General features: G+C 68.4%; 25 protein-coding genes, 3 tRNA genes and 2 pseudogenes. 10 read left to right on the forward strand and 20 right to left on the reverse strand.

The window, feature by feature from the left end; genetic code table 11:
- A partial coding sequence (locus AXW62_RS27365) for a PAS domain-containing protein (protein ID WP_159060969.1) occupies positions 1 to 2,267 on the reverse strand: 2,267 nt, incomplete at its 3' end.
- 213 nt (positions 2,268 to 2,480) lie between these two features.
- Positions 2,481 to 2,930 carry an SSI family serine proteinase inhibitor gene (locus AXW62_RS27370; RefSeq protein ID WP_060946863.1) on the reverse strand — a complete coding sequence of 150 codons (450 nt, stop codon included), beginning with the start codon at positions 2,928 to 2,930 and terminating at the stop codon, positions 2,481 to 2,483.
- A gap of 345 nt (positions 2,931 to 3,275) precedes the next feature.
- Between AXW62_RS27370 and AXW62_RS27375 the strand changes: the two genes are divergently transcribed.
- A tRNA-Ser gene (locus AXW62_RS27375) sits at positions 3,276 to 3,366 on the forward strand.
- Between the two features lie 23 nt (positions 3,367 to 3,389).
- Here the strand turns inward: AXW62_RS27375 and AXW62_RS44620 are convergent.
- The 4 genes from AXW62_RS44620 to AXW62_RS27395 form a co-directional block, all read right to left on the reverse strand.
- Positions 3,390 to 3,728 carry a site-specific integrase gene (locus AXW62_RS44620; RefSeq protein WP_169808179.1) on the reverse strand — a complete coding sequence of 113 codons (339 nt, stop codon included), beginning with the start codon at positions 3,726 to 3,728 and terminating at the stop codon, positions 3,390 to 3,392.
- Positions 3,701 to 3,919 carry a hypothetical protein gene (locus tag AXW62_RS44625; protein ID WP_060946865.1) on the reverse strand — a complete coding sequence of 73 codons (219 nt, stop codon included), beginning with the start codon at positions 3,917 to 3,919 and terminating at the stop codon, positions 3,701 to 3,703. Before AXW62_RS44625 ends, AXW62_RS44620 begins: the two co-directional genes overlap by 28 nt.
- An 86-nt stretch (positions 3,920 to 4,005) precedes the next feature.
- The gene (locus AXW62_RS27390; protein ID WP_060946866.1) at positions 4,006 to 4,320 is read right to left on the reverse strand and encodes a 4a-hydroxytetrahydrobiopterin dehydratase; all 315 of its coding nucleotides are present in this window, start codon (positions 4,318 to 4,320) and stop codon (positions 4,006 to 4,008) included.
- 16 nt (positions 4,321 to 4,336) lie between these two features.
- Positions 4,337 to 5,485 carry an NsdA family TPR-like regulatory protein gene (locus AXW62_RS27395; RefSeq protein ID WP_494485894.1) on the reverse strand — a complete coding sequence of 383 codons (1,149 nt, stop codon included), beginning with the start codon at positions 5,483 to 5,485 and terminating at the stop codon, positions 4,337 to 4,339.
- 676 nt (positions 5,486 to 6,161) lie between these two features.
- On the opposite strand from AXW62_RS27395, the gene AXW62_RS27400 reads away from it, so the two are divergent.
- A tRNA-Arg gene (locus AXW62_RS27400) sits at positions 6,162 to 6,234 on the forward strand.
- A gap of 89 nt (positions 6,235 to 6,323) precedes the next feature.
- On the opposite strand, the pseudogene AXW62_RS27405 reads toward AXW62_RS27400, so the two are convergent.
- The 7 genes and pseudogenes from AXW62_RS27405 to AXW62_RS27435 form a co-directional block, all read right to left on the reverse strand.
- Positions 6,324 to 7,597, reverse strand: a pseudogene (locus tag AXW62_RS27405) (site-specific integrase).
- The gene (locus tag AXW62_RS27410; RefSeq protein WP_370682940.1) at positions 7,597 to 7,785 is read right to left on the reverse strand and encodes a helix-turn-helix domain-containing protein; all 189 of its coding nucleotides are present in this window, start codon (positions 7,783 to 7,785) and stop codon (positions 7,597 to 7,599) included. The pseudogene AXW62_RS27405 and the gene AXW62_RS27410 overlap by 1 nt, the downstream one beginning before the upstream one ends.
- Entirely contained in the window at positions 7,776 to 9,239 is a 1,464-nt protein-coding gene (locus tag AXW62_RS27415; RefSeq protein ID WP_060946869.1) for a replication initiator, read from the reverse strand. Before AXW62_RS27415 ends, AXW62_RS27410 begins: the two co-directional genes overlap by 10 nt.
- A gap of 133 nt (positions 9,240 to 9,372) precedes the next feature.
- Positions 9,373 to 10,035 carry a DUF2637 domain-containing protein gene (locus tag AXW62_RS27420; protein ID WP_060946870.1) on the reverse strand — a complete coding sequence of 221 codons (663 nt, stop codon included), beginning with the start codon at positions 10,033 to 10,035 and terminating at the stop codon, positions 9,373 to 9,375.
- Positions 10,036 to 10,076: 41 nt separating this feature from the next.
- On the reverse strand, positions 10,077 to 11,456 hold the full coding sequence (locus AXW62_RS27425; RefSeq protein WP_060946871.1) for a cell division protein FtsK: 1,380 nt from the start codon (positions 11,454 to 11,456) through the stop codon (positions 10,077 to 10,079).
- Positions 11,453 to 11,647: a hypothetical protein gene (locus AXW62_RS27430; protein WP_060946872.1), complete on the reverse strand. Its 195-nt coding sequence runs from the start codon at positions 11,645 to 11,647 to the stop codon at positions 11,453 to 11,455. The genes AXW62_RS27425 and AXW62_RS27430 overlap by 4 nt, the downstream gene beginning before the upstream one ends.
- Entirely contained in the window at positions 11,644 to 11,985 is a 342-nt protein-coding gene (locus tag AXW62_RS27435) for an SCO3933 family regulatory protein (RefSeq protein ID WP_063817666.1), read from the reverse strand. The genes AXW62_RS27430 and AXW62_RS27435 overlap by 4 nt, the downstream gene beginning before the upstream one ends.
- Before the next feature lie 151 nt (positions 11,986 to 12,136).
- On the opposite strand from AXW62_RS27435, the gene AXW62_RS39950 reads away from it, so the two are divergent.
- Positions 12,137 to 12,568: a GntR family transcriptional regulator gene (locus AXW62_RS39950; RefSeq protein WP_063817667.1), complete on the forward strand. Its 432-nt coding sequence runs from the start codon at positions 12,137 to 12,139 to the stop codon at positions 12,566 to 12,568.
- 1,209 nt (positions 12,569 to 13,777) lie between these two features.
- Here the strand turns inward: AXW62_RS39950 and AXW62_RS27445 are convergent.
- The gene (locus tag AXW62_RS27445) at positions 13,778 to 14,137 is read right to left on the reverse strand and encodes a DUF6415 family natural product biosynthesis protein (RefSeq protein ID WP_060946874.1); all 360 of its coding nucleotides are present in this window, start codon (positions 14,135 to 14,137) and stop codon (positions 13,778 to 13,780) included.
- A gap of 119 nt (positions 14,138 to 14,256) precedes the next feature.
- Between AXW62_RS27445 and AXW62_RS27450 the strand changes: the two genes are divergently transcribed.
- The 4 genes and pseudogenes from AXW62_RS27450 (at position 14,257) to AXW62_RS41500 (ending at position 17,745) form a co-directional block, all read left to right on the forward strand.
- Positions 14,257 to 15,000 (forward strand): helix-turn-helix transcriptional regulator, encoded by a 744-nt coding sequence (locus AXW62_RS27450; protein WP_060946875.1) that lies wholly within the window; start codon positions 14,257 to 14,259, stop codon positions 14,998 to 15,000.
- Position 15,001: 1 nt separating this feature from the next.
- A complete protein-coding gene (locus tag AXW62_RS27455; RefSeq protein ID WP_060946876.1) occupies positions 15,002 to 15,472 on the forward strand; it encodes an NUDIX domain-containing protein in 471 nt (156 codons plus the stop codon).
- A gap of 74 nt (positions 15,473 to 15,546) precedes the next feature.
- Positions 15,547 to 16,818 (forward strand): PIN domain-containing protein, encoded by a 1,272-nt coding sequence (locus AXW62_RS44135; protein WP_159060971.1) that lies wholly within the window; start codon positions 15,547 to 15,549, stop codon positions 16,816 to 16,818.
- Positions 16,819 to 16,865: 47 nt separating this feature from the next.
- Positions 16,866 to 17,745: pseudogene (locus AXW62_RS41500) on the forward strand (replication initiator).
- Between the two features lie 99 nt (positions 17,746 to 17,844).
- On the opposite strand, the gene AXW62_RS27475 reads toward AXW62_RS41500, so the two are convergent.
- From AXW62_RS27475 to AXW62_RS27490, 4 genes are all read right to left on the reverse strand, one after another.
- The gene (locus tag AXW62_RS27475) at positions 17,845 to 18,378 is read right to left on the reverse strand and encodes an NUDIX domain-containing protein (protein ID WP_060946880.1); all 534 of its coding nucleotides are present in this window, start codon (positions 18,376 to 18,378) and stop codon (positions 17,845 to 17,847) included.
- 198 nt (positions 18,379 to 18,576) lie between these two features.
- On the reverse strand, positions 18,577 to 18,975 hold the full coding sequence (locus AXW62_RS27480; RefSeq protein WP_060946881.1) for a hypothetical protein: 399 nt from the start codon (positions 18,973 to 18,975) through the stop codon (positions 18,577 to 18,579).
- A gap of 279 nt (positions 18,976 to 19,254) precedes the next feature.
- On the reverse strand, positions 19,255 to 20,916 hold the full coding sequence (locus tag AXW62_RS27485) for a hypothetical protein (protein WP_159060972.1): 1,662 nt from the start codon (positions 20,914 to 20,916) through the stop codon (positions 19,255 to 19,257).
- A gap of 451 nt (positions 20,917 to 21,367) precedes the next feature.
- Positions 21,368 to 21,820, reverse strand: a complete 453-nt coding sequence (locus AXW62_RS27490; RefSeq protein ID WP_060946883.1) for a hypothetical protein — start codon at positions 21,818 to 21,820, stop codon at positions 21,368 to 21,370.
- A gap of 352 nt (positions 21,821 to 22,172) precedes the next feature.
- On the opposite strand from AXW62_RS27490, the gene AXW62_RS27495 reads away from it, so the two are divergent.
- Positions 22,173 to 22,246: transfer RNA gene (locus tag AXW62_RS27495), tRNA-Met, on the forward strand.
- 191 nt (positions 22,247 to 22,437) lie between these two features.
- On the opposite strand, the gene AXW62_RS27500 is transcribed toward AXW62_RS27495, so the two are convergent.
- A complete protein-coding gene (locus AXW62_RS27500; protein WP_060946884.1) occupies positions 22,438 to 23,058 on the reverse strand; it encodes a hypothetical protein in 621 nt (206 codons plus the stop codon).
- Positions 23,059 to 23,286: 228 nt separating this feature from the next.
- On the opposite strand from AXW62_RS27500, the gene AXW62_RS27505 reads away from it, so the two are divergent.
- A complete protein-coding gene (locus tag AXW62_RS27505; RefSeq protein WP_060946885.1) occupies positions 23,287 to 24,153 on the forward strand; it encodes an amidohydrolase family protein in 867 nt (288 codons plus the stop codon).
- Positions 24,154 to 24,389: 236 nt separating this feature from the next.
- On the opposite strand, the gene AXW62_RS27510 is transcribed toward AXW62_RS27505, so the two are convergent.
- A complete protein-coding gene (locus AXW62_RS27510) occupies positions 24,390 to 25,268 on the reverse strand; it encodes an LLM class F420-dependent oxidoreductase (protein WP_060946886.1) in 879 nt (292 codons plus the stop codon).
- 376 nt (positions 25,269 to 25,644) lie between these two features.
- On the opposite strand from AXW62_RS27510, the gene AXW62_RS27515 reads away from it, so the two are divergent.
- Positions 25,645 to 26,382, forward strand: coding sequence for a response regulator transcription factor (locus AXW62_RS27515; protein WP_030829992.1), 738 nt, complete (start codon positions 25,645 to 25,647; stop codon positions 26,380 to 26,382).
- Positions 26,383 to 26,788 lie beyond the last annotated feature (406 nt).

Genomic DNA, 26,788 nt, shown 5'->3' on the forward strand with positions numbered 1-26,788 from the left:
GGATGGGGACGCGCCCTGCGCCGCCCGGTGGGCCGCGGGGGGTTCGCGGGCCCGGCCACGCCCTGGGCCTGGCCCGGGGCGTCCTCGCCGACGACCGCGGGCAGCGCGGTGGGCTCGCCCGGGGCGTTCTGCTGGACGGCGGCCGTAGGCGGGCCGACCGTACGGGGACCGACCGTATGGGGACCGGCCGTGCGCGGGGCGGCGGTGCGCGGGCCGACCTTACGGAGGCTGGGCGGAGGCGTACCGCCCTGTGTGCCGGTGCCTTGCGCCTGCGCGCCGGCGCTCTGCTGCGCGCCGCCGCCCTGGGTGGCGTCGGCGTCCTGTCCGGCGGCACCCCCGTGCGTACCGCCGCCGCTGGTGTCGCCCGGCGTGCCGCCGGGGGGCGCCGCGCGCCGGGCGCGGCGCCCGGTCGGCGTCTGGCCGGTGGGTGCCTGGCCGGTCGGCGTCTGGCCGGTCGGCGTCTGGCCGGTCGCGTTGCCGCCCGCGGTACCCGTGCCCGCGCCGGTACCGGCGCCCGTACCCGTGTCGGTGCCCGTTCCGGTGCCCGTGCCGGAGGTGCCGTGCCCCTGCGTACCGTCGCCCTGCCCGGCGGTGTCGCCGTCCATGTGCTCCTGCTCGGCGGCGACCGCCGCCGAGATCGGCACCTCCAGGACATAGGCGTGGCCGCCCATGCCCGGCATCTCATGGGTCTGCAGTACGCCCCCGTGCCGGCGCACGATCCCGCGCACGATCGGCTCGTGCACCGGGTCGCCGCCCGCGTACGGGCCGCGGACCTCGATCCGTACGACATCGCCGCGCTGCGCCGCCGCGACCACGATCGTCGAGTCGCTCGCCGCGCCGCCCGGGCCCGAGGCGGCGTTGCCGGTGGAATCCACCCCGGCCACGTCCGCGATCAGATGGGCGAGCGCCTGGGAGAGCCGCTCCGCGTCCACCTCGGCGTCGATCGGCGGGGCGTGCACGGCGAACTGCGCGCGCCCCGGGCCGATCAGCTCGACGGCGCCCTCGACGGCGGCCGATACGACCTCGTCCATGGAGACCGTGCGGCGGGCCAGCTCCTCGCCGCTCGCGTCGAGCCGCTGATAGCTCAGGACGTTGTCGACGAGCGTGGTCATCCGGGTGTACCCGGCGGCGAGGTGGTGCAGGATCTGGTTGGCCTCGGGCCACAGCTGCCCGGCCGGGTCGTCGGCGAGCACCCCGAGCTCACTTCGCAGCTCCAGCAGCGGCCCGCGCAGCGACTGGTCCAGCACGGCGAGCAGCTGGTTGTTCCGCGCGGTGACGGACTCCAGCCGGGCGGCGTACCGCTCGCGCTCCTCGGCGAGCCGCGTCCGCAGCTCCTCCAGCGCCTCCGCGTGCCGGGCGGTGAGCTCCTCCAGCTCCTCGGCGTGCTGGGTGGTGAGGCTCTCCACCTTCTCCGTGTGCCGGGTGGTGAGGCTCTCGACCTCCTCGGCGTGCTTGGCCACCATGGCCTGCTCGGGACGCCGGTCGGTGAAGGTCAGCACCGCGCCCACGAGTTGGTCGCCGTCGCGGACGGGCGCGGTCGTCAGATCGACCGGTACCTGGCTTCCGTCCTTCGCCCACAGCACCTGGCCGCGCACCCGGTGCTTGCGGCCGGAGCGGAGGGTGTCGGCGAGAGGCGATTCCTCATACGGGAAAGGGGAACCGTCCGGGCGCGAGTGGTGTACAAGAGAGTGAAGCTCCTGACCGCCCATGTCGCTGGCCCGGTAGCCGAGGATCTGCGCAGCGGACGGGTTGACGAGGACCACCTTGCCCTCGGTGTCCACGCCGACCACGCCCTCCGCCGCCGCGCGCAGGATCATCTCGGTCTGGCGCTGCTGACGGGCGAGTTCGGCCTCGGTGTCGAGCGTCCCGGTCAGGTCGCGCACGATGAGCATCAGCAGCTCATCGCCGGTGTAGCTGTACTGATCGGCGTAGGGGGTCCGGCCGTCCTCCAGATTCGCGCTGGTCACCTCGACGGGAAACTGCGCCCCGTCGGTGCGCCGGGCCATCATCCGGGTCGGCTTGCTGGCGTTCCGCTGTGCCGTGTCGGGGCGCCGCATCGACCCGGGAATGCGATTGGGATCGAAGGAGGGGAGCAGATCGAGCAGACCACGACCGACCAGGGCGGTGCCCGGAGCCTCGAAGGACTCCAGCGCGATGTGGTTGGCGTTGACGATCGTGCCGTTGCAGTTGACCAGCAACAGCGCGTCCGGGAGGGCGTCGAGTATCGCCGCGAGGCGAGCAGCGCCTCGGGATGGCCTGCTGCTCACGACGACGCTTCCTCCCTGACTACCGCACCTTGCCGACACTCGCGGTCATTCTGCCGCCCCGTCTGCGGAGTGTCTCTAGGGGAGTCTACGGGCACGGGAGCCAGGCGCGACGGCGGATGAGAGGGAGGTCGCAGCACTACGTACACGTCTCGACGCACCCCCGGACAAACTCCCCCGGGCTCTCCTCCGCCCACTCCCGGCCCAATCCCCAGGTCAGCCCCCAGGCGTCCGCAAAACGACGGAGAACCGGTTCCAACGGGCGATTTCACACCCGTTGGTGCGGTCGAACCACGCGTTGACGGGACGCCCCGCCCAGCGCCCCGTCACCCGCGCCGTGGCCGGCCCGCCGTACTGCCCGGTGCACATCGCCCCGGGCGGCACCGGCGCGAACGGATCCCGGCCCCACCTGGTCTCCGAGTCCAGCTGCGCACACGCCGCCCGGGCCCGGGGGTGCGTACCGCCGGTCGGGTGGCAGGACAGCACGAAGGTCGCGGCCTCGTCGGGGTCACCGGTCTCACTCACGGCGATCACGAGCCGGTCGGAGCTCTCCCCGTCGAACGGCAGGGGCAGCGGCAGCGGCGTGGCCCCGGCAGGGGCCAGCGCGGCCACGCTGGCTGCGGTGGTCAGGGCGGCGGTGACGGCGAGGCGGTGCAGCAGGGGCATGCGGGCACTCCTGGTGTGATCAGAGCGGGGCGGCGCTGCCCCTGCCCCGTCTAACGCGCCGCCGCCGCCCGCGTTGCGCCGCCATAAGGGCTGTGCTCCGCCGTAAGGGCTGCGCTCCGCGCTCTGCCACAAGGGCTGTGCTCCGCCTTTGAGGGCCGTCTTTAAGGGCCGTGCTCGGCTGTGCTCCGCCGTACGCGCTCCGCCCCGGGGGGACGCGCTCCGGCACAAGGGCTTTGCGATGGGCCCCGCCCGCCGAGTACCGTAGGCCGCGATTGGTGACATCCCCCTGGGCTGTGACATCATCTGCACACACCACATCGCGCTCGCGCGAGCGACCGGTGTGTTGGAGGCTTCGCCTAGTCTGGTCTATGGCGCCGCACTGCTAATGCGGTTTGGGCCTTAAAGCCCATCGAGGGTTCAAATCCCTCAGCCTCCGCTCTCTGACCAGGGAGTCTGTGCCTACGGCACGGGCTCCCTGAGTTTTTCCGCGATCATGGTCCATGGCCCGATGGCACAGTGCTCGCACCAACCGCCGCGGATCGCTTCTGGCCGGGGATGAACGCCGAGATCTTGAGGGCAAGCGTCCTCAGCCAGCTCCTCGGCGACGCCCGCGTACCCACCCTTCGTGTAGCTCACCGAGGCAGGACCGAGGGCCTCGCTCATGAGCTTGTCGTCCACCCCCGCCCCGATCAGCATCGTCGCCGCACCGTCACGAAGATCATGGAAGTGGACCGGCGGGAGCGGCATGGTCAACGCGACCCACTCCGCCTTCACTGTCGTCCGGTGCTGCTTGGCCACTCGGCGGTCCAGCCCTCGGCGTGTCGCTGCCGCAGCTTCCCGTACCGCTCGATCAGCAGCTTGCAGCACTGCGAGACGTACGGTGGCTTCAGCGCGGTCCCGTCCTGGTAGGTGAAGACGCGGCCCGAGTCCTGGTACGCCTCATCCCAGTGCAGCCGGTTCCCGCCCCCCTCGCGCGTGCGGGAAGACATCTCGGAACCACTGGCCGGGGCTTTGCCAACGCCCCCACCGGCGAGGAGGCCGTCCCCACCCCAAGCCAGACCAACCGGAGGGCTTGTCAGGGAGCGGTCTTCGCCCCGTGCGCGGAGGCTATGCGTTCGATCTGCGCCACGAGTGTGAAGTCCAGCGGTGTGACCACTGCACCAGCGCTGTACGTGGTGATGCTGAAGCGCAGGCGTTGCCATCGTATGTCGATGTCCGGGTGATGCTGAAGTCGCTGCGCTGCTTCGGCCACCTCGTTGATGACCTTGATGCTGGTGTAGTAGTCGAGCTGGTAGGTCTTGCCGATCCGGCTCGTGTCTCCGGACCAGCCTTCCCAACGCTCCAGATTCGTTCGGACTTCCTCCGCTGTCAGCGGGTCTCGGTCTGCCATGTGGTGCTCCCTACCCTCAGGGAGTGGTCGGCAGCCCGATGCCGTCGAACAGCGCGCGCACCTCTTGGCCGTGCGACGCCTGGTGCCATGGCGCCAAGCGCTCCCAAGCAGTCGTCAATTCCTGGCGCAGCCGTGCGGACTCAACCTTTTCCGCTACGTGTACCGCGGCCTCCAAGGCTGCGACCGCCTCGTCCGGACGCCTGCTGTCCGCCAGAGCCGCTGCCTGACGGGCGGCGAAGACACCGGAGCTCCGCCACTCCGCAGAGGGCATGACCTGGTCCCACAGCCGAACGGCTTCCGCGCCGAGACGCATCCGGCTGTAGCAGGTGGCTCGCTGGATCTCCAGGTAGAGCGGGGTCCTGGTCGCGACGCCCCATGGGTGATCGTCATCGATCCGGTCAATGAGCCGGCCGGCTCGGTCGAGGAGCTGGTCGCAGGCTCTGCGATCGCCGACCAGGGCGTGTCCGTGTGCCGCCTGCTGAAGTGCCTGGACCTTGACCTTGGCACACAGCCGCTTCTCATCGGCCAGGGCCGCACTGGCCATCTCGACGGTTGTGGGGCCGTCGCCGAGGTCCATGTCCACCATGGCGCGGTTGGTCAGCGCATGGGCCACGAGCTGTTTGTCGTGAGCGCGGTGGGCCAGCTCCAGTGTGCGGGTGCCCCAGGCTGATGCCTGATCGAGCTGACCGGCGTCCTGGCAGAGCCAGGTGATCAGTCCGGTGAAAGCCGCCGCTGTCTGCCATAACCGCCTACGGAGGTCGCCGTGGCTGTTGGACGCCAGGTGCGCGACGATCTGGAATTGCGCCGTCGCGGTCGGGACCAGCCGGCGCGGACTCTGCGCCGCGTCGGCTCGCCAGAGGTCATCGAGCCGGCGCCGGAAGTACGTCACAGCCTCGGGGGGCACGGCCTTGGAGCTGGGAAATCCGGACGGGAGGACGGAGGCCCAGCCCGACCGGCCCCGGACGGACGCGCTACGTCTGCCAGGGATGCGCGCCCCGGCCTGTGGCCCGGGATCGCATCTCGGAAGGCGTCGCCAATGGGCAGCGGTCCGCGGTCCGGCGTGAGCGGCAGCGTGCCGAGTAGGCGAAGCCGGTTGCTGGTTTCCGCTTCCCGTGCGGCTGAGGGACGGCCGGAAACAAGCAATGGACGGCCTCGGGGCGCGCACGGAAAACCGCGCCCCGGGGCCGTCGTGCGGATGGTGACTCCATCGATGTGAACCAGAGTTCTTCGTTCGGGCGCAGCACCAGGCGGGCGCTGTGGCCGCCTTCGATCACGCCATGGAGGAATACGCGGGCCTGCGCACCAACAAGTGTGTCGTTGAGAACCTTGGCCGCTATGGCACGGGCGTCATGGGAAACGATCACGTATGCGATCAAGGAGCTCGCACCGTGGACGCGGGCTCCCTGAGGTGTTTCGGGGGTCGCTATCGCTGCCGTGCGGTGCCGCGTCGGCAAAGATCATGGAACTGGCCGCGACCCGCCGACCGCCCCCGCTCGCGTCACGCCGGCCGCTCCGATCTTCAGCCGCTCCTCCTCGGCCATTCTTGGTCACTCCGGGCACCCGCCGCCGGGCGATGTGGGACAGGCGACGCCGAGCCCGCCACCGAGACGACGCAGTGTGACTCTCTGGTGGCCGTCTGTATCGCCCGCCCGCGTCCCTCAAGCATTTCACGATACGGAGGCCCGCTCCCGGGCATCTTGGGGCGGCTGCCCCACCGCCTCCTGAAAATGGAGTTTTCGCAGGTCAGCGGGGGTGGGGGAAACGGATTTCGCCTGACGGCGCAGGTCATGTAATGTTGTCCCCGCAACGCCGACCGGCAAGAAAAACCGCCGGGAAGCCAAGCGCTCGTAGCTTAACGGATAGAGCACTTGACTACGGATCAAGAGGTTGCAGGTTCGAATCCTGCCGAGCGCGCAGCAGCTCAGAGGCCCCTTCCAGAGATGGAAGGGGCCTCTTGCGTATGCGATGACAGCAACGGTGACAGCAACCGCCGCGCGGCTCTCTCAGACTGCTGCCGGAACTCCGCCCAATCCGTCGTCGCCGTCACCCTCGTTGCTGTCACGCAAGGCGTCACCGACGCGGTCGAAGGCGGAGCGCTGCGAGTCCAACCGGACGAAGGTGTAGATGTCCATCGTCACGCGGATCGAGCTGTGCCCAGGACTTCCATGATCATCCGGGCATCTGCTCCCTGCTCGTGGAGCAGGGACGCGCAGGTGTGCCGGAGGTCATGGAAGCGGACCCGCCGGACCCCTGCCTTGTCGCACAGGAGGGTGAAGGACCGGTTCAGGTTGCGCGGCTCGATGGGTGTTCCGTTCTTCGTGGTGAAGACGAGATCGCTGCCGTTGTCCTTCCACTTCTTCCCCGCCGCAAGCCGGTCCCCGTGCTGCTGGGCGCGACGAGCCCGGAGCGCCGTCACACACTCAGCGGGCAGTGCGACCCGGCGGGCCGACCGCTGGGTCTTCGGGGCGGCTATCAGCAGTTCCCCGCCAACGCGCTGGAGGGTCTGCCGGATGGTGATCGTGCCGTCCGTCAGGTCCACGTCCTTCCAGCGGAGGCCGAGGACTTCCCCGCGCCGCAGGCCGATCCGTACGGCCAGCTCGTACGCCGCCCAGAGCCGGTTGCCACGGGCCGCCACCAGGAACTGACGGCCTTCCTTCACGGTCAGCGGCTCTATCTCTCGCTTGGTGCCCATGCTCAGCTCCACGTTCTTCGCCACGTTGCGCGGTAGCTCGTCCTCGCGTACGGCGTGTTGCAGCGCGGCCCGCAGCAGCACCAGGAGAAATCGCACGGTCCGGTCGGACGGGTACGACTTGCAGCACTGGCCCAGCGCGCAGCAGCGCCGTTTCCGCTCCGGCCGCGCCTTGTCCTTCCCCTGGGCGCAGCACTGGCAGGTGCGGGCGGTGGTGGCGAGGAAGGTCCGGATGTCCCGTGCGGTGAGTCGCGCCAGCTTCTTCTTCCCGAGGCCCGGTGCGAGGTAGTTCCGCACGAGGGAGTCATAGGCCGCGTACGTGGCCGGGCGGACCTTGATGCGCGCGACGTTGGCCAGCCAGTACGCCAGGTACTCCCCCAGGCTCAGCTTGCTTGTGACGACAGGGACGCCCTTCTGCGAGTCAGCCTTGAGACGGGTCAGCTTCTCGTGCACGTCATCCCACGACTTGCCGTAGACGTCCCGCCGCTTGTACGTCCCATCAGCCGTGAGGACGAAGGCCGAGCCGACCCACCGGCCATCTTTCCGCTGCCAGATCGAGCCTTCGCCGTTCGCGTTCCTCTTGGCCATCAGGCGGCCTCTCCTTCGGTCTGGCGGGTGATGTAGTCGTGCAGTGCGGTTTCGGTGATGCGTCGGCAGCGGCCGATGGTCAGGGAGGCCAGTTCGCGGGAACGGATGAGGTTGTAGACCGTCCAGCGGCTCACCTGGAGCCGGGCGGCGACCTGGTCCACGTTGAGCAGCCCAGGGGTCACAGCCACGGGTCTCCTTCGGTCTTGCGGCGGTCGGCTTCGTCGCGTGCTTGGGTGAGGTTGTGGCGTACCTGGGCGGCGAGGAGTTCTTCGCCGGGGCTGTATCCGGAGGCCAGGTATTGCCAGTGGGAGACGACGAGGGTGGTTTCCTCGTCCAGCCCGGTCCGGTCGTCTGCGGCGCGGGCTTGCTCGGTGCGCCAGGTGCGGCGGACGTCGCGCAGTGCGCCGAGGGTGGTGGAGTAGCGGCGGGATTTGCTGGAGAAGTGGCCTCGGAAGCCGAGCATGTGGGCCCACTTCCAGAGCTTGAGTTCGGCGAATTCCGGCAGGTGGCCGAGGTCCCATGCGGTGCGGATCATCTGGCGGACGTGGCTGTGTACGCGGAGGTCCGCGATGGGTTCGGACTGGCCGGTGCCGTCGCACTGGTCGCACAGGTCCCGGAAGCCGTCCGGGCCGCGCTGGTAGCCGCGTCCGGCGCAGTGGGCACAGCGCAGGGAGCGATCCACCGTGCCGGAGTCCTCGGCGCTCTTCGTCGCGTACTTCGCGACGTAGGCAGCTACCTTCTGATCGGTCAGCTCGCCGTCCCCGAGGGCCGCGATCTTCCGGATGTCGATCTGATCGCCCCAGGCGATTTCGCGTTCGCCGATGGCGTCGGAGGCCACGGTGAGCACGGCCCGTTCACGCGCCTTCTTGATCGCGTGGGTGAGGGCGTCCGGGGTGGCCCACGCAGGTGGAGACTCATTGCTGCCTTCGGGGCCGTCGAGGCGGATCACGGCGTGGAAGTGGACCAGGCCGCGCCGCTGGTACTCGGCGACCTTGGCGAAGGAGACGCGCACAGAGGCGTTCAGCGCCTTCTGGGTGATGCCGAGGTGCGCGGCCAGCTCGCGGCGCAGGTAGGTGGTGAAGCGGGCCCACAGGGCTCCGGCGTGGGCGTTCCACAGCACGGCTCCGGCGTAGTCGTAGGTGGCCGGGGACAACGGCGTGCCCAACACCGGGTCGTCGGCGGGGTGGCGTTCGCCGCAGCGGCAGGCCAGGGTCTCGCCCGCGTCGGTGGTGATCCGGTTGTGGACCGGCCCGAACGACGGCGCGGTGAGAGTGACGAACAGCCGAGGATGACTGCGAACGGTCTCCGGGACGTCCTTGCCGCCGGAGAGCCCGGCCCGGATCAGGTGGTAGGTGTCAGCGGCGTACAGGCGCGAGCACGACGGGCAGCGGGAGGAACGGCGATTGCCGCAAGCGGTCAGCAAGCGCCCGGTGGGCTCGTTGGCGGTGCTGTACGAGCGGAGCACGGTGTCCGTCGCCGCGTCCCGGGTCTCGGTGGAACCGACGAGCTGCACGGGCCGGGTGCAGCCGCGGATTTGGTGGATCTGGTCGTGGACGCGGTCGAAGTCGGGGTGGTGGGCGAGGTGGACGAGGTCCCGCAGGGCCAGGCTCGCCACGTGGCGCAGGTCCAAGGGGGCTTTCACGGGTGACGCGTCCTTTCAGGGAAGAGGGCCCCGGGCAGCACTGCGCCAAGGCTGCGGGTGCTGCTCGGGGCATGACGGACCGAGCCCGGTGGGGGCTGAGGGGTCTGGGATGCCGGAACGGCCGGCGGGGGGATCAGGCGGAGAGCTGGGCGTGTGCGGCGGTGGCCAGCGGCAGCGCGACGCCGAGACGGGTCCGGAGCTGGGCGGCAGTGATGGGCTCGCCGTGTTCCGTCTGGTAGGTGTCGGCGATGGTGCGGGCCGCCTTCAGCAGCGGCGCGGGCACCGTGACCGCCGGGGAGGTCTCCGGCTTGGGCGTGACCGGGCGCGCCACCGGTGCGGGGGCCGATTGCTCCTCAGCCGGAGCGTCAGGCTCGGCCGGAGCCGGGGCGGTGTGGGCCACGGTGTGGAAGTGGCGCAGGAGTTGTGGGCCGACGGCTCCCCAGCCCAGGAGGAGGAGCGGGGCGACCGCGTCCACGGCAGCGCGACCGTAGTGCTCGGCGACGATGGGTTCGGCGATGTTGAGGGCCAGGGTCAGCAGCCCAGACAGGTGCATCAGCCGGGTCGCGGCCTTGATGTGCTCGGCGGGGACGCCGTGCAGGGACAGGTAGCGCAGGGCCACCAAGAGGCCGACGACAGACAGGTCGACCATGGGCGCGATCAGTGGCGCGATGGATGCCGGGACGCCGAGGCGTAGGGCCAGGGCCCAGACGTTGCCGAAGGAGAAGACGAAGGCCAGGGCCGCGATGATGCCCATGACCACGGTCACGGTGCGCTGAGTGATCCGGTCCTCAGACATGAGGGTTCACCTCCTTCCGGGTGTCGGCTGGTCAAGGAACGTCACTTGGTGAGTAGGACCGGTGCCCCGGGGCCGCTGGTCAGTTGGTCTGCGAGGAGGTCGGCGGGGTCGCGGGTCAGGTGGGCGGTGTCGGTGGCGATGCGGGCCGCGTCGTCGTCGGCCACGTACGGGGTGCGGATGCGGGTGAAGCCGGGTCGCCCTTGGTGAGCCATGGAGGCCACGCCGACGTAGGCGGGGTCCTGGAGGGCAGTTGGGTTGACGTCCGGCCAGTTGCGGATATCCTCGCCCAAGGCGACCACGGCGGCCTCAGCGGTCTTCTGCGCGAAGGACAAGCCGACCGGGCACACGTCCCGGATGAAGGTGGGGATGGCATCCCCGGTCGCCTTCTGCGTCGCAATGATCACCAGAATGCCGACGCTCCGACCCTTCTTCACCAGGTCCTCAACCAACCGCGCATTCTCGGCCGCCAGAGCAGCGAGCTTCTTGGTCTGCGGGTCCGACCCCTTGTAGTCGCGGAAGTAGGTGTGTGCCTCATCAACGATGAGCACGGTCAACGGCCAAGCCTCCGAGGGTCCGACGTGCCACATGTTCTTCACGCCCAACAGGGCACGGATGGACGCCGAGCGGTCCCGCCGCAGCGTGACCAGCCGCTTGAACAGTGTGTTCGCCTCTGCGAGGTCATCGCCGACGAACGCGAACGCCCGCTGTGCCAGGTCTGCGTAGTCGCCCTCATCCGATGAGGTCACCTTCCCGTCGGCCACCGCGTACTGAATCGCCGCCGACGGCGCGGTGTCGCACAGGAACCGGTTGACCAGGGACGTCTTGCCGAAGCCGGGCAGCCCGGCCACGGTGACCCCGGGCACGTCCGACAGGCTCACGCTCACCGGCTGCGCGTACTCGTCCAACCCCAGGCGCCATACCGTCAGTTCCTCCGGCACCTCACCGGCAGGGGTGTGCTCGGTCGGCACGACCAGCGGATCAACTCGCACCCCACGGATCACGAGCTGCCCCGGGGTGTCCGGCAGGACGGAGACCCGAGCGCAGCGCCAGGCGTCGGCCAGGTACGGGGCCGCCCGTTGGAACTCCGCCAGGCTGACCTTGGGCAGGCACACCGCCCGGACCAGGACCCCGTAGCGGTCGGCGGTGACCTTGATCTTCGGGATGAGGATCTTGGGCTTGGGCACCTTCCCGTCCGGCGCCACGATCACGGCCGGGGGCGTCTTGTCGGTCACCGACAGCCCGGCCATCGGCGCCAGCCGACGCCAGCCACGGCGCACGCGTATGGCCTGCCGGATGCTGGCCCGGGTCATCGTGTCGGCGCGGATGTAGCGCACCAGCCACCACAGGGCCCATGCGAGGGTCAGGGCCAGGGCTGCCCCGGCCAGAGCCGGGGCAGACCCAAAGACTTCCTGAATGGTCACAGCGCGTCCTTGTAGAGGAATCGGTAGAGGGAAATCCGGAGTTCCAGCAGGTCATGGCCGAATTCGACCTTGGGGTAGCCGTGCGCCTCGATCACCTCGGCCACGTCCAGCGCCAAGCCGTAGGTGAACCGCGAATCGGTATCCCCGCTCTCCGGGGCGACCGGGTAGGACCGTCCGTCTGCGCTCGTCACTGGGCCACCGCCGCAAGCTCCACCTTCGCCGCCCGGTAGGCCACGCCCTCGGACAGCTGGCCGTTGAAGACGCGCGCCCACGGGGTGGCGAACAGGTCCGTCACCCGCACCGGGGTGCCCGGCTGGAGACCGTCCGGCAGACCGCTCTCCGGCACGGTGAGCTTCATCTGCTCGGCGCGGCCCTCCTCCATGAGGAAGACGGTCAGGGTGTGCAGGAACTCGCCGGTGTCGCGGTCGGTGGCGAGGGTCCCGGACTCCGGGTCCTTGATCTTCGGCACCGGTGCGATGCCAGCGATGAACATCGTCGAGGGCAGCAGCCCCACGCGGATACGGGTCATAGCCATGCCTTTTGCGCCCTTTCGTTGCCAGCCGCTTCTGCGACCGGGCCACCAACTATGGGATAGCTAGGCTAGCTAGGTCAAGTGAGCTAGGAGTCTGACTTCAAAGGTCTGGGTGTGTTAGGTGGGCTAACACGGCTACCCTGGGTCCATGACGCCGCCGACGCACGACGCCCGCCCGCCGTACCAGCAGGCAGCCGAGGCCATCCGGAGCGACATCAAGGCGGGCAAGATCAAGCCGGGGGAGCAGCTCCCCTCGCACCGCGAGCTGCAAGAGCGGTTCGGCATTGCCAATATGACCGCCCGCAGCGCACTGCGCGTGCTCCGCGAAGAGGGCTTGATCTACACAGTGCAGGGGCGTGGCAGCTACGTCGCCGACGTCATTGGCCCCGAAGGCGAACTGATCGAGCCCAAGCGCATCGAGAGGCCCCGGACGACCTCCGAGGCGGAAACGGGCCCGGCCAGCGGGGAAGCCGCCGGGACCCTCACCCAAGCACTCCTAGAGGTCCGGGAGCAGCTCCGCACCTTGAACGCGGAGGTCCAGAACCTCAAGCAGGAAGTCGCCGAACTCAAGTCGCGGTAGGCCCAGTAGACGGCCCTTCCTTGATCTGAGCTACCTCGGCGCGTACGTCCTCCAACTCCCCGCGTAGACGCTCAGCCATAGCCGTGATCTCTGCCAGCAGTGCCCGTTCCTGCTCGGTCAGCACCAGTTCCCCCTTGTTTGCTGCGCGTTGGCTGCGCGCACCCCGCATTACGATCCTTCCTGGCCTTCCTTGCCCGAGCTGTTCAGAGTTTCTTTACTGGATCAAGGCGGCCCGCTTGCGCGGGCCGAGCGCGCTGGCGGCCCGTGGCCGCCGCCCGCTCCTGTCTGCCGCCCCGCTCAGCGGCGCCCCCGTGCCACTCAGCGCGCCACCCCGACTCAGCGACCCACCAGACACAGCCAGCACCGGAAACAGCCGACCCCGCACGCCCCGCCGATCGCAGCGGACACCCAGAGGCAGCAGCACGACCAGGACCACGCGCCCAACCGGCCAGCCGTCGAAGGGCGACTACGCGAGGCGGCTTACATGGCCAGCCGTCCGCCGACTGCGGCCCTCGCTGTTGTGCGCGTAGGAACGGCCAGCAGCGGGGGAGGGGAGCCCGGGCATGAGGCGCGTGGGTCGTCGCCCGGCTCGATGTGGCCGGCCGCCGTACTGCCGCCGTCACGGATGCGGCCGCGTGAGCAGACGTGCTGCCCCGGATGTGGCGGGCGGGGAGCAGCTGCTGCCGCGCGGTGGTTCAGCCCGTCGTGGTCGCTCCGCGTCGGTGCCCGTATCGCCGTGGCTGGGCAGCGTGTCGTCAACGCATCGCTCATCGCCAGCGTCGAACCCACCTCGCCGTGTATGCCTCGCACTTGTCATCACGTCTTCCTTCACCTGGACTGGTATGGGACGAGGCAGTGCCGAAGCGAGCACGACAACCACCCCGGTACCATCGGCACCGGGGTCCTGATCAGGGACTTCCGACCGGGCCACCCCTTGGCCTGCCAGGGTTTTGAGGGGTGGTCCGGTATTGCTTATGCGGTTGTTGTGCGCGGCCCGGCTCCCTTCCCGCGGAACGGGTTGGAGCGAGCGGGGAGCCGGACCGCTGGCAGCGGACGGTGCAGTGTCCGCCGCCGCCCCTGGGTGCGATGGGTGACATCTGTGGAATGGCGAACGGGACGACGTCCGCCGCACAGTCACCACGCCCGGGGGCTGGGGGCGGGAGCTGCGGGTCCTTCCCCATGGGCAGCAGCTCCCGCCCGGTCATTAGGTCACCGGTCGCGCTCCTGGGCGAGTCCGGCGTTGTCGAGCAGGAACTGCAACGTGTAGCCCAGGCTCCGTACGTGCCAGTCAGCGGACTGCAAGCCGGAGCCGAGGCCCTGAGCCAGCTCGTGCGGGATGGTCTTCAACCTGCTCTGCTTCTCGTACCAGACCACGGTGCCCCGGTTCAGACGGGCGATCTGCTTCTCTGCCAGCGGCATCAGTGTCTGGATGTGCTCCACCAGTGCGTTGTACAGATCTCGCAGTTCCTCGTACGGAGGCAGTGCCGTTCGCTTCACCAGGGCGCGGACGATCGCCGCCTTGATCTCGTCGACGTCCACGTCTGCTCGAAGAGTCTTGTCGGTGCCCATGAGACGCATCCTCTGGCCGTTCACCAGGACGTAGGAACCACCGCCAAATCCCACTTGGGGACGTCCCACGTCGGGTAAAACGTCCCTAGTGCCGTCCCCGGATGGAGAGAGAGACTCGGATGCCGAACGAAAGGCTACGCGCCGCCATGGCGGCTGGCTGCTGGACGTACGCCAACCTCGCGGAGAAGGTCGAAGTGGACCCCAAGTCCGTTGAGCGATGGGTGAACCTCGGGCGTACGCCGCGCCGCGCCACAGCTATGAAGGCGGCTGAAACCCTGGGAGAAGACGTGCACGCACTATGGCCATCGCTCCGGCAGTCGCGCCCCGCCCGCGCGGTGAGCCCCGAACTCGTCGCGCTCTACGACCAGCGGGCGGACATCCCGGTGTCCGCGTTCGTGGACATGCTGGTCCAGGCCCGTGAGCGAATCGACGTCCTGGTGTACGCGGCTGTCTTTCTGCACGAGGCGTACCCCCGGCTCAACGACCTCTTGCAGGAGCGAGCCGCCGAAGGCTGCGCGGTCCGTATCGCCATCGGTGACCCCGACAGCGAGAACGTCCGACTGCGCGGCGAGGAAGAGAAGTTCGGGCATGGGATCGAATCCCGCTGCCGACTCGCCCTCATGCACTACCGCTCCCTCATCGGGACGGAGGGCATCGAGGTGAGCACCCATGGCACGACGCTCTACAACTCGCTCTACCGGGCTGACGACCAGGTGATGGTGAACGCCCACGTGTGGGGCGTGAACGCCTTTGCTGCACCGGTGTGGCATCTGCGGCGAAATGGGGTAGGCGGCATGTTCGACACCTACGCCGCCAGCTTCGATGCGGTGTGGGCGACAGCGACACCCGTAGAGGAAGACTGACGTGGCACGAACCGAGTACTACGACGACCCGAACGCACCCGAGCCGAACAGCATGGTGGTCGCCGCGTCCGCCGTCGTCACCGACGAGGAAGGCCGCATCCTGCTCCAGCGTCGCCGGGACAACGACCTCTGGGCACTCCCCGGCGGAGGCATGGAGATGACCGACTCCCTGCCGGGGACGGCCGTCCGCGAGGTCAAGGAAGAGACCGGGCTGGACGTCGAGATCACAGGTCTCGTCGGCACCTACACCGACCCGCGCCACGTCATCGCGTACACGGATGGCGAAGTGCGCCGACAGTTCAACGTCTGCTTTACGGCCAGAGTGGTCGGCGGCGAACTTGCCATCTCGGACGAGTCCACGGAGCTGCGATTCGTGTCGCAAGAGGAATTGGAGAAGCTTCCCATACATCACACACAACTACTACGGATCCGGCATTTTTTGGAGCTTCGAGAGCAGCCCTATCTGGGATGAGTTTTAGGTGGGCTTTTCGGGTTGTAGTGAATTGATGTTCATCTGCAACTCCTTCTATACATGAAAGGATACAAATGAGTGACAATCTGCGAGGGTCTTTCGTCGATGGGTATGAGGGGTACTGGCGACGCTCGGCTAGTTCGGTTGAAGATGCGATTTCGTCTAGTTCGATCATCCTTGATACTAATGCGCTCTTGGGCCTGTATCGCATGGACTCCGTGGCGCGAGGTGAGTATCTAAATGTCTTACAGAATCTAGCTCCAAGAATTTGGGTGCCGCGGCAAGTTTTAGATGAGTTCCATAAGAACAGGTTGTCGGCCCTTGATTCACACATGAATGCCCTGACCGAGAAGTCACAGGCAGTCGAGGGTGCGGTGAATGAGCTGGAAAATAAGTTGCGCGATTTCGCGAAGCTAAGGTCTCTCTCGGGGCGCCAGGTGGCCGATTATATGCGGCCGCTCCAGGAGCTCACATCGGAAATATCGCGACGAGTGGAGGTGGACGTGAAGTCGTTTGATTTGAGTGCTGGGCAACTGGCGTCAAGTGATCCAATTCTGGAGCGACTGTCAGCCCTCCTGGATGGTCGGGTGGGAGACAAGGTAAATCTCGAAGAAATTGAAAGGCGCAAAGCGCTGGCCGTTCATCGTGGGTCCCAAGAGGTTCCGCCGGGCTATAAGGACTACAAAAAACGAGGAGATGATGGGGTCGGGGACTGTCTTATCTGGCTTGAAATTCTCGACTATGCCAAGGTGGAGAAAAGGCCTATCTTGTTTGTTTCTTCGGATACGAAAGAAGATTGGATGCGGTATCAGTGCGGCCTGGTTATTGGCCCTCGCCCGGAGTTGATTGAGGAAATGCGGCAGGTGGCAGGTGTTGAATATCACCATGTCACCCTTCCTGAGCTCCTTTCTAGGGTCGGTGCAGTGCTGATGGTTTCCGTCAGTCAAGAGACAATTGACCAGGCTAAGCATGTGCAAGAACATGAGGAGCGGACGACTCAATTAATTAATCAACGTAATACGCTGGCAGAGGAAGGTGTGAGGATTTCGCGCGAGATTGGGGCAGGTGAGGAAGAGAGGGCTTTCTTGTTGCATGAAAGTGAGTGGCTTATGCGTAGGCAGCGAGAGCTTGCCCATGTTGCTTCCTCGGGTAAATTGAAGGCTGAGCGCGTTGTCGCGCGGGGGCAATTGTTGGAATTGGCGGAAGAGGCCGCCAGGCTTGAGCAGAAGAGAGCTCATCAAGACAGATCAATGCAGGCGCTATTTGAAAAGCAGAAAGCGCATATTGCTTCTTTGCGCACCATTGAGGAGAAGATAATTCGGAGGGGCGGTGAGGAAGCGCTGTAGGCCACTCCGTGGCCTGGCGGGCAAGTCCTCCGGGCCTCACGTTCTGTATGACAGCAACGCTGACAGCAACGACGGGACACGACGACGGCCAACGGGCTACCACGAGCACCAGACCGGACCGCCGCCGAGGCCCACACCAGCACGTTGCCCGAACCTACGGATCAAGAGGTTGCAGGTTCGAATCCTGCCGAGCGCGCAGCAGCTCAGAGGCCCCTTCCAGAGATGGAAGGGGCCTCTTGCGTTGGCTATTGACGGCGGTCGTTGACGGCAACCGCCGGGCGCTCCGATCAGACGGTGACCAGGGTGCCGCCCGCGCCGTCATCGTCGTCCGGGCCGTCGCCGTCACGCAGAGCGTGCTGTGGAACGCGCACGCCGGAGCCCTGTGGGTCCGCTTCACCACCTACCTGCGCCGGGAGCTGGCCGCGCACCTCGGCATCACCCAGAAGGCGCTGAACGCGGCCGTGCGCGTCTCCTTCGCCAAGGTCGCCGAGTACCAGCGTCGCGGCCAAGTCCACTTCCACGCCGTGATCCGCCTCGACGGCCCCGAAGGCAGCAACGAACCTCCACCCGCCTGCCCTCACCCACGCGATCAAGAAAGCGCGTAAACGGGCCGTGCTCACCATGGCCTCCGACGCCATCGGCGAACGCGAAATCGCCCGGGGCGATCAGATCGACATCCGCGAAATCGCAGCCCTGGGAGACGGCGAACTGACCGACCAGAATGTCGCGGCCTACGTCGCCAAGTACGCCACCAAGAGCGCCGAGGACTCCGACACGGTGGATCACTCCCGCGCTGTTCCCACTGCGTCGGACGCGGCTACCAGCGCGGTCCGGACGGCTTCAGGGACCTGTGCGACCAGTGCGACGGCACCGGGCAGTCCGAGCCCATCGCGGACCTGCGCGTGCACCGCCACGTCCGCCAGCTGATCCGCACCTGCCTCCAACACTTTCTGGAGCACCGCCAGCACCCTTACCTGGGCTGACAGAAGGCCCACCGCGCGGCTGCGGGCCATGCTGAGCTGATCGTCAGCGGATCGCCTCATCCATGAGGACGTACAGGAGGCCGACGAGTGAGCCGCTGCTGACGACCTCCCGGCGGTCGATCATGCCCCGCACCCGGTCCAGCGGAATCCATTCGATGCGGTCCGACTCGTTCTTCTCTGTTGGGGGACCGATGTGGGTGGCACCGTCCGCTCTGAAGACGTAGTGCTGCGAGTCGGTGATCCCGTTCGCGGGCTCGGCGTAGATCAACGGCTTCATGGGGCCAGGCCGCCAGCCTGTCTCTTCTTCCACTTCACGGGCTGCGGCTGCTTCGGGGGGCTCGCCGGCCTCTATCAACCCCATGGGCAGTTCCCAGGCCCACGCGTCCGTGATGAAGCGATGCCGCCACATCATCAGGATTTCCCGTTGATCACTGACCACGGCCGCCACCGCGAGATGCCGCAGCCGCACGACGTGATGTTCCCAGCGCCGTCCGTCCGGCTGCTCGACATCGACAAGGCACAGGTTCACCCATGGGTTGGTGTAGATCTGCCGTTCGCCGTGCGCCTTCCACTCCATTGACGCCGCCCCTCTCGCTCGTGGTCTCCAGCATCCCGGACGGCCGCCGCCTCCCGAGCGGGCAGAGGCACCCGGACCGTTGCCAGTCCGAGGGCCATCGATCAAGCCGCAACGGTGACGGCAACCGCTGCGCGGCTCTCTCAGACCGCCGCAGAGAGTCCGCCGGAGCCCTCACCGCCGTCTCCCTCGTTTGGGCCGTCACTCTTCCGGTGGGACGGGGCGGTACAGCGCCAGGAAGCCGCCGAGCAGAGCGAACGCGAAAAGGAACAACTCCGTTTCCACCCTGCTGACGTCGCCTTTGGTCACCTGAGTCCCGAGGACGATCCACGCCGCCGACCCCATGGTCACCAGCAGGTGGTTGTCCCGCTCCCGCAGCAGCCGCATTCCTGCCCACAGCAGCAGCGGAACCAGTGTCAGCCAGGCGAATGTGGCGAGGGCGCCCTCGATGAACCCTGCACCGATGCCTCCGTCCGGATTGGCCTGTTCCGCTTCTGACTCCCACTCCTTGGCGGACTCCCAGATCCAGTACGTCGCATGGGCAGCGGCTGCCGTGACGGCACCGCCCTTTATCCAACGGCATAGCCTGCGGCTCGACATGGCCTCACCTTGCACACCACAGCCCTCGCATACCTGAGTACGCATACTCAAACCGGAGAAGAAGGTGTCCGGGGAGGCGTGAAGGGGCCATGCGGTGGTCTTGGTTGCTGGTCGAGGTCGCTGACCCGGTTCCCGTACGCTCGGCGGGCCTTGCGGTGGGCCGGGACCGCCGCGCTGAGCGAAGACGCCGCGGGCCGGGGACTGCGGCGGTCCTGCCGCAGTTCCCGGTCCGCGGGACGGGTCCGGGGTGGACGGGGGGTGCGCCGTCCACCGGGGGTGTCACCCGTGACGGTGGTGGCCGTGCTGGCGGCTGTGGCCATGGTGGTGACGGTGGACGTGGCAGTCGGAGAGCCGGAAGGAGGCGATGCGGGTGTTCCAGTTTCCGGTGCCATCGGCCGGTTGGTACTGGTTGGTGTACCAGAACGTACAGTCGTCCACCGGGTCGATCGCCATGGAGGTGTAGTCACCCCAGCGGTTGCTCCCGGTCTGGGAGCCTGCGCCGGTCCACACGGTGGTTTCGTGGAACGTCATCAGGTTCCGCGGGTCGTGCGCCAGGCGTCCGGTGATGCGGATCGAGGGGTGGGTCCGGGACGACGACTGCGAGTATCCCAGGGCGATGTCGCCCACCTTGTTCTGGGCTGCGGAGCCCATCCACCGGTACGTGGGCCCTGGAGCGTAGGTGCTCTGCTGGTGGACGACCGGCCGGCCGTGGTGCAGCCGCAGTTCGTACCAGCGCACGCCCACGCCGCCGCGGGCATCGACCGCGTGGTTGACGACCAGGGACTGGTGGTCGCCGAAGTTGCGGTAGGCGAACCGGTACATGGGCGAGTAGGAGAGCGAGTCCAGTTTCTGGGTGGTGCCGGCCTGGGGAACGCACTGGGTGGGATCGGTGCTCTCGCAGGCCCGGGTGTAGGGGGCCACCCTCAGCTCCTCCGGGCCCGTGAGCGTGGTGCGGGCCTGGTGTGTCCAGTCGACGTGGAACCGCCAGTACTGCAGCCTGTCGTCGGTGGGGCCGAGGTTGATCAGCAGGTTGGGCTCGCCTCGCGGGGGCGGGGCCGTGCCGTCGAGGTCCGAGCCGAGCGGGATGGTCGATGCCGGGAGGGTGTAGCACTGCTGGTCGGCGTCGGCTCCGCGCAGCATCCTGTGCCGGTCCCAGGCGCACGCCTCGAAGAGCGACCCGGCGGCGGTGGCGGTCACGTAGTAGGCGCCCGGCCACACCGCGAACTTCGGGTGGTCGGGGAGGTTCTGATACCCGAAGGCGTAGCGGTAGTACTCGCCGGTGGCATCGGAGGTGCGGGAGACGCCCACGCACAGTCGATTGGTGTTGGTTACGTCGTCGCGGGCGAACTGGTTGATGATCCAGCGGTGGGCCAGCGAGTCCCAGCGGACTTCGGGGTCCCCGAGGAAGGCGTTCTGAGCGGTCTCGCACGGTCCGCCGAACCCGCGGAACAGGGTTTCGGTCGTCAGCGGCCCCAGAAGCGTGGCACCGGACTTGGAGTACACCGCGAGTTTGAAGTTCGTGATCTCTACGATCTGGCGGGACCCTACCGAGGCGTTGGGGTCAGGAGGGGTACCCCCGCCTTCCCGGATGCCCTCGAAACTGACGCCCAGCCGGATCCGCCCGCGGCTGCCGTTGCGGTCCTGCACCACCCGGTCGGGACCGGCGGCCTTGGTGGAGGGCGGGTGCGGCCCCTTGCTGGGGGGCGTGGGGTCGGAAGCGCGCCGGAGCTGTCCGGAACGTTGCGACAGCTCACGCAGCGGTGGCGAGGTGTCATGGTGCACCGCCGGGCCGGAGTCAGGGGACCGAGTGGCCTGCGAGTGGTCGACCGTCTTGAGCACCGCTCCGGCGGCGGGCATGGCGGACCACGCCGGCGAGGCCAGCAACGCCGCTCCCACTGAGGCGACGGCAAGGATCGAACGCAAGGCACCGGATACGTGCATCGAACCTCCGAACGGGTCGGTGAGCCGACCCGTTCGGCCGCCTGGTGACGGCGGCACCCGAGACAGCCCCCACGTGCGTGCGGGGGCTGTCGCGACCTCCGTGCGACCCCGGCGTGCCGGGCACGTGTCGAGGCCACACTGTGAGGGCGTGGGTGACTCATACGGTTGTTGGGAAACCTAGTTATTCACCTCGCCCGCTCACCGCTGGGGTGACGGGCCTAGTGTCGGGTCCGGTTCAGCCGTATGGCGCTGGCTGGCTGACGGGCATTCGAGCCGTTGGGTGATTGGAAGGGGCTTCTTCTGACGTTCATGCGGCTGCGTCCGGGCCTTGCCGGGGCGCAGGGCATCGCCTGACCGGTCGAAGGCGGAGCGCCGCGTGGCCGTCACGCCCCGGACGAGGATCGGGCACCGCGGCGGCCTTGGCGCTGGGCCGGGCGGATGCCGCAGGAACTTACCTCTGGGCCGGTGGGCAGTGGCCGGTGTCCGCGCACTTGGGCGGCCCTGCGCCGGCGTTCCCCCAGGGAGTGACGACCACCTGGTCGGGGTCCTCGTAGATGATCTTTCCTGGGTTCGAGGATTCGATCCGCTCGCAGGCCACTCCATGCGCGGCCAGGATCGTCAGATAGCCGTCCACCCGGCCGATGAGATCCAGGGATGTGGCCTTGAACCATGCCACGGCCCCCGGGTTCGCTTCGGGGTCGTAGACCGAGGGATCGATGGTGGAGGGGTCGGCGACGTTGACGTTGTACCAGTCGTTGCCCGCCCGCCAGAACCGGTGTTCCTCGTCACTCAGCTCACCCGCGCGTGCCAGGCCGTTGGCCAGTGCGAAGACGCCGGGGAAGTGGCCTCGTGGGCTTCGGACGGTCCCCTGAAACCGCACGTACAACGCGTCGGTGTCACCCACGAATGACCTCCAGCGGGCGTGAGGTGCGGGCCAGAGGATGCCAGGCGGTGAGCGGCCGGCACAAGAAGCCACGAAGTCGGGGTTCGTGGGGCGGGTGCCGGGTGCCGGGTGCCGGGTGCCGGGTGCGCGTCTGGTGCGTGGTGTGCACGGCGCGGGTTGTGCGGGCGCGCACGGGCGGTAGGCGTTGAGCGGTGTCGTTTGTGCTGGTGAGTGGTGCTGACGCTCGCCATGGCCGGACGAGCTGACGGAGGCGCGAGAAAGATCCACTCGCAGTGGGGACGGGGCCGGGGCATCGCAAAGCGACAGTGGATTTCCCTTAGCGGGAAGAACGACGTAGAGTTGCGACTACCGACGCGGGGTGGAGCAGCTCGGTAGCTCGCTGGGCTCATAACCCAGAGGTCGCAGGTTCAAATCCTGTCCCCGCTACTCAGATATCGAGGGCCCGGCACTTCTCCAGTGCCGGGCCCTCGGTCGTTGGTCGTTCGGGCGTTCTGCCGGTCGTTCCCTCGGCCGGACCGCTGGTTGTGCGTTCCCTGGGGCCCGCTGTCCCCGGCTGTCCCTGGCTGTCCCCGGCCGTCCTCGGTCGCCCCCGCCGTCTCCGGCCGTCTCTCCCCTCGTCAGCGGGTGACCTTCCAGCTCACCGGCCGCTTGGTGTCATCGCCCGTGCTGTACGTCACCACCGACGGCCGCACGCCGTGGGGCACCAGGAACACCTTGCACAGGGACACCTTCGCCCCCACCGCGAAGTCGTCCGGGTCCTTCCCCGGGCACGCCGCCACCTCGGTGTCGCCGGTGATGAGCGGCTGGTCGTCCCCACCGCTGGTGTCCACCAGGCCGGTGGGGGTGTTGAGGAAGGGGTAGTGGAGGGAGTTCCCGCCGAGGTTCTCGAAGGCCATGGTGACGTAGTACGGCTGGGTCGTCCGCACGTCGGACGGTGTCACACCTGCCTTCCGCAGTTCGGCATGGGTCCCCTTGCGCACGCTCACCGCCGTGACCCGCAGGGCGCCGCGCACATGGTCCGAGCCGCGCTTGTAGGTGATCGACGTGGGTTCGCCGAGCGGCAGCGTCCTGCCGCCGTCGCGGTCGGCCGCCACATCGGCGCGGGTCGCGGACTGCCGTCTGCCGGACGCGGCGGTGTCGTCCTCGCAGCCTGTGGTCGCCAGGCCGAGGAGTGCGACGCCGAGAGCGCAGAGGAGGGCGGTTCCGGACCGGGCGGTGCGCGGCCGGTAGGTGGGCATGGGCGTCCCCCGTGGTGGTGGTCGGTGGCGGTGTCGTCAGGGCGGTGGTCGCCTCAGACGGGTACGGCGGTGCCTGGACGTCGGTTCACCGGGTCGGTTCCCGGTGTCGTGGTCTTGCTGTGTGAATCATCATGGCCGTGACAAAACCACTGGTCGCGGCTGTGATCAACTCAGGGCCAGCCTGAGACGAGGCTGTAGCAATGTGCCGGGGGCAACTACCGTGGCCGCATGAACGATCCCGCCGTGGTGTCGGTGCAGCGGTTCTGGCAGGAACTCGGGCTGCCCGGACTCATCGATGTGCACACCCACTTCATGCCCCAGCGCGTACTGGACAAGGTCTGGGCCTACTTCGACGCCGTCGAGCCCCGCTGGCACATCACCTACCGCGAGGAGGAGACCGAACGGCTCGCGATACTCCGGGCGTTCGGGGTGCGGGCCTTCACGGCGATGCTCTATCCCCACAAGCCGGACATGGCGCGCTGGCTGAACGACTGGTCGGCCGCGTTCGCCGCCCGTACGCCCGACTGTCTGCACACCGCGACCTTCTTCCCCGAGCCGGGGGTGGCGGAGTACGTACGCGCCGCGCTCGACGGCGGGGCGCGGGTGTTCAAGGCTCATGTGCAGGTGGGGGCGTACGACCCGGGCGATCCGCTGCTCGACCCGGTGTGGGGCACGCTCGCCGAGAGCGGCACGCCCGTCGTCATCCACTGCGGCTCGGGACCCGAGCCGGGCACGTACACCGGGCCGGAGCCGGTGGGGCGGGTACTGGCCCGTCATCCCCGGCTGCGCCTGATCGTCGCGCACATGGGGCTGCCGGAGTACGCGGACTTCCTGGGGTTGGCGGAGCGGTACGAGGGGGTGCACCTGGACACCACGATGGCCTTCACCGACTTCACCGAGAGCCAGTGGCCGTTTCCACGGGCGGAGCGGGGCAGGCTGGCCGCGCTGGGGGACCGGGTGCTGTTCGGGAGCGACTTCCCCAACATTCCGTACGGATACCGGCATGCGCTGGACGCCCTGACGCGGATCGGCCAGGACGAGGAGTGGCTGCGCGCGGTGTGCTACGGGAACGCGGCGCGGCTGTTCGGGATATGAGGCTGTTCGGGGCGTGGGGTTGGTTGTTTTGGGGTGTGGGGGCTTTGGTGGTTTGGAGGTTTTGGGGTGTGGGGCTGTTTCGGGGCGTGGGGGCTTGTGGGGGTGTCAGGGCTTGTGGGGTGTGGGGGCTTTGGGGCGTGAGGCTCGTCCGGCGCCGCTCCGGCACCGGACGGCAGAGACGGGACTCGGGTCTTTCCCGGCGGTCAGAGGCCGTCCACCGGTGCTTGTTCCAGCGGTCAGCCCTTGTCCAGCGGCAGCGCCTCGGCCAGGGTGCGCCACTGTGCGCGCGGAAGGTCGGTCATCGGGGACTTGGTCACCACCTGGAGCGCCACGTGGTCCGCGCCCGCGGCCAGGAACTCCTCGACGCGGCTCCGGATCGTCTGCGCGTCGCCAAGGGCGAACATGGCCGAGATGAGTCGGTCGCTGCCACCGTCCACGAAGTCCTCGTCCTCGAAGCCCAGCCGCAGGAAGTTGTTGGTGTAGTTGGGCAGCGCCAGGTAGTGGCTGAGGTAACCGCGGGCGGTGGCGCGGGCGCGCTCCGGGTCCGTGTCGAGGACGACCTTCAGCTCCGGCGCGAGTACGGCTTCCTTCCCCAGGATGTCGCGGGCCTTGGCGGTGTGCTCCGGGGTGACGAGGTACGGGTGCGCACCGGCCGCGCGGTCACGCGACAACTCCAGCATCTTGGGACCGAGGGCGGCCAGGACACGCTGGGCGGCCGGGACCGGGGCCGGGGCCGAGTCCAACTCGGTCAGGTACTCCTTCATCGCCGTGTACGGGCGCCGGTAGCGCTCGCCGGCGAGCGCGCTGTGGCTCACGCCGAGGCCGAGGAGGAAGCGGCCGCCGTGGGCCGCGTTGAGCGCGGAGTGCCGCTCGGCGACGTAGGCCGCCTCGTGGTCCCAGATGCTGAGGATGCCGGTGGCGATGGTGATCCGTGAGGTGGCTTCCAGAAGGTGGCCGACCTGATCAGGGCTGGGGTTGCCGCCGAGCCAGATGGTGCCATACCCCAGCTCGTCCAGTTCCGCCGCCGCCTCGCTGACCTGCTCTGATGGTACGGAGTTCGCCTTCAGGGCCGCGGTCCAGACGCCGATCTTGCCAAGTGCGGGACGAGAAGTCATACAGGGGGAAGCCGGAGAGACCTTCCGCTTATTCCGTGTCGCGGCTGTCGCTCGCGTCGCTCGGTGTCGCGGCTGCCGCTCCTGTCGTTCCGGGTCGCCGGTGCCGCTCCCGTCGCTCCGTGTCGCGCCTGTCGCTCGCGTTGCTCCGCGTCGCGGCTGCCCGCTTCCGTCGCTCCGTGCCGCGGCTGTCGCTCTCGTCGCTCCGTGTCGCGCCTGTCGCTCCGGCGCACTGGCCGGTTTTGCCGTGGTCCGGCGCCCGCGTACCGGCCGGTTTCCCGGGGGCCACCAGACGGTTTCCGGGCTTCCCACAGGATTCTCAGGTAATTCACAGACCGCCGAAAGGGGCCTCTCAGAGCCTGCCCGGAAGGTGAGGAGCATGATGTCGACCTCGCCCCATGGGCGTACCGAGCTGCTGCGCCCGGACGGGAGTCCCGTCCGGGTGCTCGTTGTGGACGACGAGTCGGCGCTGGCCGACCTGCTGTCGATGGCACTCCGCTACGAGGGATGGGAGGTGCGCACGGCGGGCGACGGCGCCGAGGCGATCCGGACCACCCGCGAGCTGCGCCCGGACGCGGTGGTCCTGGACGTCATGCTGCCCGATATGGACGGGCTTACGGTGCTGGGGCGGCTGCGCCGCGAACTGCCCGATGTCCCGGTGCTGTTCCTGACCGCGCGGGACGCGGTGGAGGACCGGATCGCGGGGCTGACGGCGGGCGGCGACGACTACGTCACCAAGCCGTTCAGCCTGGAGGAGGTCGTCGCCCGGCTGCGGGGTCTGCTGCGCAGGTCGGGGGCGGCGGCCGCACGGAGTGAGTCGGTGCTGGCCGTCGGTGATCTGATCCTGGACGAGGACAGCCACGAGGTCTCGCGCGGGGGCCAGGAGATCCACCTCACCGCGACCGAGTTCGAACTGCTGCGCTATCTCATGCGCAATCCGCGCCGGGTGCTCAGCAAGGCACAGATCCTGGACCGGGTCTGGAGCTATGACTTCGGTGGCCAGGCGAACGTCGTCGAGCTCTACATCTCGTATCTGCGGCGCAAGATCGACGCGGGGCGCAGCCCGATGATCCACACGCGGCGTGGCGCCGGGTACCTGATCAAGCCCGGGGAGTAGACACCGTGGCGCAGCCCCCGACCGGCGGGCCGTCCCGGGCCCGGGAGACGTCCCGGGGCTCGGAAACGCCCCGGGCCGCCGATACGCACGCCAGTACGCCGGTCAGTACGCATGTCGGTACCCATGTCGGTACCCACGCCAGTACGCGTCACGATGCGCACGTCAGTACGCCTGAGGGCACCGGTGCACCTCGAGCCGTCCGTACCTTCCAGGCTGCCGAAGAGCCTCAGACCGCCGGTGGGTCTCAGACTCCCCGTGCGCCTCAGACCCCCGGTGCGCCTCAGACCGCCAGTGCGTCTCAGGCGACCGGCGCGCCGCAGGTCAGCGGCGTGCCCCAGGCTTTCGGTACGGCTCACGGACCCGGCCCTGACCCCGCCGCTCCGGCGGCGGAACCGGGGCGGGGGGG

Source organism: Streptomyces hygroscopicus subsp. hygroscopicus, assembly GCF_001553455.1.
In the GTDB taxonomy this organism is placed as follows: domain Bacteria; phylum Actinomycetota; class Actinomycetes; order Streptomycetales; family Streptomycetaceae; genus Streptomyces; species Streptomyces hygroscopicus.